The organism is Halomonas sp. 3D7M (genome assembly GCF_014897885.1).
In the GTDB taxonomy this organism is placed as follows: domain Bacteria; phylum Pseudomonadota; class Gammaproteobacteria; order Pseudomonadales; family Halomonadaceae; genus Vreelandella.
Window position 1 is genome coordinate 3966 of the sequence record NZ_JABUZF010000156.1, and the last position, 4165, is coordinate 8130.

The 4165-nt window shown below is 52.7% G+C and carries 5 protein-coding genes; 4 read left to right on the plus strand and 1 reads right to left on the minus strand.

From position 1 onward, the window contains the following. Positions 1-805, plus strand: an 805-nt coding sequence (locus tag INT22_RS07515) for a LysR substrate-binding domain-containing protein (protein ID WP_226912495.1), incomplete at its 5' end; no start/stop codon positions are given. 18 nt (positions 806-823) lie between these two features. On the opposite strand, the gene INT22_RS07520 is transcribed toward INT22_RS07515, so the two are convergent. Then, entirely contained in the window at positions 824-1591 is a 768-nt protein-coding gene (locus INT22_RS07520) for an SDR family NAD(P)-dependent oxidoreductase (protein WP_193060097.1), read from the minus strand. A 308-nt stretch (positions 1592-1899) separates the two neighbouring features. Between INT22_RS07520 and INT22_RS07525 the strand changes: the two genes are divergently transcribed. From INT22_RS07525 to INT22_RS20445, 3 genes are all read left to right on the plus strand, one after another. Then, complete coding sequence (locus INT22_RS07525) at positions 1900-2880, plus strand: TRAP transporter substrate-binding protein (RefSeq protein WP_095603725.1); 981 nt, start codon at positions 1900-1902, stop codon at positions 2878-2880. Positions 2881-2988: 108 nt separating this feature from the next. Beyond that, positions 2989-3519 carry a TRAP transporter small permease gene (locus INT22_RS07530; RefSeq protein WP_226912500.1) on the plus strand — a complete coding sequence of 177 codons (531 nt, stop codon included), beginning with the start codon at positions 2989-2991 and terminating at the stop codon, positions 3517-3519. Then, positions 3516-4165: TRAP transporter large permease subunit (locus INT22_RS20445; RefSeq protein WP_226912496.1), on the plus strand; the 650-nt coding region annotated here is incomplete at its 3' end. The genes INT22_RS07530 and INT22_RS20445, both read left to right, overlap by 4 nt.

The following is a 4165-nucleotide window of genomic DNA, read 5'->3' on the forward strand; positions in this document are numbered from 1 at the left end:
CGCCGTTAGCAAGCGAATGAGCGATCTTGAAAGCTTGGTCGGAGCAACGCTACTTTACCGTAAACCCCGTGGCGTGGAGCTAACCCCGGCAGGGCATGCGTTTTTACATCATGCGCGGCGCATACTCGACAATGTTGAACGCTTACAGGCAGAACTTAGCGAATATGGTGAAGGCGTGCGTGGGCATGTGCGTATTCATTCCAACACCTCGGCGATCATCGCGTTTCTTCCCCAAGATCTCAGCGCGTTCTCTCGTCACTACCCTGAAATCAAAATCGATCTGCAAGAGCGGGTTAGTAATGAAATTATTGCCGCTGTACGGGATGGCTTAACCGATATTGGTATTTTTGCTGGGCATGTGGCTGCGCCAGACTTACAGATAATTCCGTATCGGCGTGATCGCTTAGTGCTAGTAACGCCTGATAAACACCCGTTAGCGGAGCGAAGCAGTATTGCCTTCAATGAAGCGCTCGCTTTCGACTTCATCGGTTTGCAGCAAGATGCGTCACTGCAAGCGCTATTGCTTGAGCAGGCTAATCTATCGGGAAGAGCGCTGCGAATGCGCATTCAGGTACGTAGCTTTGATGCTATTTGCCGCATGATTCACCATGGCATGGGGGTCGGCGTGCTGCCAGAACAAACGATCTACCGCGAGCTAGGTGATCTGCAGCTTAAGAGCATCCCGTTGAGCGACGCCTGGGCCCAACGGGAGCTTGTGATTGGCGTGCGCCGCTACGCGACGCTTCCTGTCACGGCAAGGCACATGGTGGACCTGCTGACCGCAGAAAAGCATTCAGCGTTATAAAGTTCATCAAATCGGCGCTTAATCCCGCAGTATCGAGGGGGCCGACCACTGCTGACAAAGCGGTATCACTTCTAAGCGCGTGATATTGATATGCGGCGGAAGTGAGGCTACATGGAACGCTTGGTCGGCGATATCCTCAGGCTGAAGTGGTTCCGCTCCTGCGTAGTAGCTATCGGCTATCTGGTGGTCACCTTTCATGCGAACCAGCGTAAATTCACTCGCTGTCATCCCCGGGGCGAGGTCGGTCACTCTAACGCCCTGGGGGCCAACGTCGCAGCGCAGGTTATAGCTAAATTGTTCTACAAAGGCTTTGGTGGCGCCATACACATGCCCACCAGGGTAAGGCGTATGAGCGGCGATAGAACCCAGGTTAATGACCGTTGAGCCAGGGCCAGCGGCGATGAGCTTGGGCAATAGGTGGCGTGTGACAGTCACTAACCCTTTTACGTTGGTATCAATCATGCGGTGCCAATCATCCAGCTCAGCGTTTTGTGCTGGCCCCTTACCCAGCGCTAGTCCTGCATTATTGATCAGTGTATGCACGTGCTGAAAGCGTTCTGGCAACGCCGCAACCACGTTGGCAACGTCTTGTGGGTTACTGACATCCAATTGAGCGATGTGCACAGGTACGCTGTTTTTCAGTGAGTTATAGAGCGTCTCTAAGCGAGTTTGACGCCGTCCTGTTAACACCAGTGACCAGCCCGCTTGGGCAAAACGGTGGGCACAAGCAAGGCCGATTCCAGAAGTGGCGCCGGTAATAAACACGACGGGTGCGACTTCGTGCATGATGAAAGCTCCTGGCGAAAATGGCGGTTGAAGCCGCGGCTAAAAACAGCAGACAAGCGCCATTGAGATAGCCTAAGGGTGCAGTGGGTATTCATCTTTGGTCGTATGCTGATAATAGGGTGCGTAGTTTAGCGCGCTATAGCGGCGTTTCTAGCCATCGTATTTGACGAAGTCAGCCTTCATAAACGTCGATTTGAGCCGCTTGGCTGCTTGTTTCAAGATCAATCAAACAGCAAAAATGCTGTGATAAGTATCACGCTTAATAACCATAACCACATCCAATAACGACAACCGTAGAGAGTCATCCTATGCGGACAACATTGCTTACCACGCTGGCCACCCTGGGTATGCTAACGGCGGCCCCCTTTGCCTTGGCAAACCCGATCGAAATTCAAGTTAACAACACCATGAGCGAAGGCGGCTCTGAAAGCGCAGCAGTCGAGCGCTTTGCCGAATACCTAGAAGAGCAGGCTCCAGGCCGTTTTGAGGTGCGTCCTTTTCTAGCAGGTTCACTCGGCGGTGAAAACGCGGTGCTGGAACTGCTCAACTTAGGTCAAACCCAGATTTCTATCACTGGCGGCAACTGGCGCCAGCAGTATGCGCCAGAGTATGACGCTATTACCGTGCCGTTTGTTTTTTCAACCTGGGACGAAGTCGATGCCTATATGGAAAGCCCTTCCGGCCAGGCATTGATTGAGCAGGCTGAAAATCAGGGTGGTCTTAAATATTTCGGCACCCAACACCGTGGCCCACGCCACATGACTGCCAACAAGGCGATCAATAGCCCTGAAGACTTAGACGGCTTCCGTTTACGCCTGCCATCGCTTCCCGTGTGGCTTGAGGTGTGGGAGGAGATCGGCGCTCAGGTAGTTAACGTTCCCGCGCCGGAAATTTACTTGGCCATGCAAACAGGTCAAGTCGATGGCCATGAAAACTCGCTCTCCTCGCCCTATACCCGCCGCCTGTGGGAAGTGCAGGATCACATCATTATGACCAGTCACGTGCAGTTCCCTTGGAACTGGGTAGCCAGTTCACGCTGGTGGGATGGGCTAGAGGCGGAAGATCAAGCGTTGATCGAGGAAGCCATCCATGTCGCCAGGGAGCATGGTTCGGAGCGTGAGCGTGAGCTTGATGAGTACTACCTGACGGCGCTACAGGAAGAGGGCATGACGATTATCGAACCCGATATTGAAGCTTTCCGCGAAGCGGCGTTGCCTGCGATTGATCGTGTCATGGCCGATATGGCTGATGGCGTGCGTGAAGATGCGTTAGGTAATGAAAGCCAGTAATTGCTTGTGCTAAATGAACAACGGCGGCCTATCAGGCCGTCGTTGTAGTTTTAAAAGATACCTATTTAAGCCTTATTAAGCCTCAGGAGCGTTCCCGTGGATTCAGCTATGCCGCCCAGAAACGGGCCGGATAGAATCGCTTTTTATGTGTTGCGTTACACCACCCGTCTTTGCGATGGGGTGGGGGTGACGTTAATGGCCGCGATATTACTGCTCATTGTGTCTGCAGTGGTAGCCCGTGACTTACTTGGGTTGGGGATGCCCTGGACAGAAGAAGTTGCGTCACTGCTGGCCATTTATGCCATTGGCTTTGGGTCTATCTCTGCGTGGGTACGCAGTGAGCATTTAGTGGTTGACCTGTTCAGCCACAAACTTTCTAGCTTAGGTAAAAATATACAGTATCGCCTTACTTCGCTGATCTCTTGCGGCTTTTTTCTGCTCGCGGCATGGGGCGCGTGGATTATGTCGGATATGAGCGCCAACAATAAAACCGTTTCGTTAAGTATTAGTTTCAGCTACCTCTACTACGGTATCTTCTTTAGCTTCGCAAGCATGGCGGTCATCGCCCTTTGGAAAACGCTGCGCGGCCCGGTTTTCTGGCTTGAAGCACCCCGCGAAGAAGAGGTGACGGCACCATGACTGAATTACTAATTTTTGTTGGCGGCCTGCTGGTTCTAATGGCTATCGGGCTGCCTGTTGTGGTTGCCATCGGTGTTACTTCATTTATTGCTTTGGTATTCACCGGTACCGGAGGGTTGCCCGTTGAGCTACTGCCACTGCGGATGGTGCAAACGCTCAACAATTTTACGCTGTTGGCCATTCCGCTGTTTATTTTGGCAGCCAATATTATGAATATTGGCTCAACAACCACGCGTATTTTTGACTTCGCCACGGCATTAGTAGGCTTTACCAAAGGCGGTCTTGGTCACGCTAACGTAGTGGCCAGCTCTATTTTTGCCACCATGTCGGGTACTGCCGTGGCTGACGCGGCGGGGCTTGGCAGCATTGAAATTAAAGCCATGAAAGAGCGTGGCTATGATTTGGGTTACGCCACTGGAATTACCGCCGCCTCTAGCGTGATTGGGCCGATTCTGCCGCCCAGTATTGCGCTAGTAGTGTATGGCTGGCTGGCCAACGTGAGTATCGGCGGGCTGTTTATGGCGGGGCTACTGCCCGGTATTTTGATGGCATTATTGCTGATGGGAATGACGGTAATGCTCGGGGCAACAGGCAAAGTAGTGATGCCTAAGCCTACACCGTTTGATGCCTGCGAGGTCGTTCGAAC

What these genes read in the sequence shown, in the direction of transcription:
- INT22_RS07520 (WP_193060097.1), bottom strand. Translation starts at nt 1,591, where the DNA reads ATGCACGAAGTCGCACCCGTCGTGTTTATTACCGGCGCCACTTCTGGA.
- INT22_RS07525 (WP_095603725.1), top strand. Translation starts at nt 1,900, where the DNA reads ATGCGGACAACATTGCTTACCACGCTGGCCACCCTGGGTATGCTAACG.
- INT22_RS07530 (WP_226912500.1), top strand. Translation starts at nt 2,989, where the DNA reads ATGCCGCCCAGAAACGGGCCGGATAGAATCGCTTTTTATGTGTTGCGT.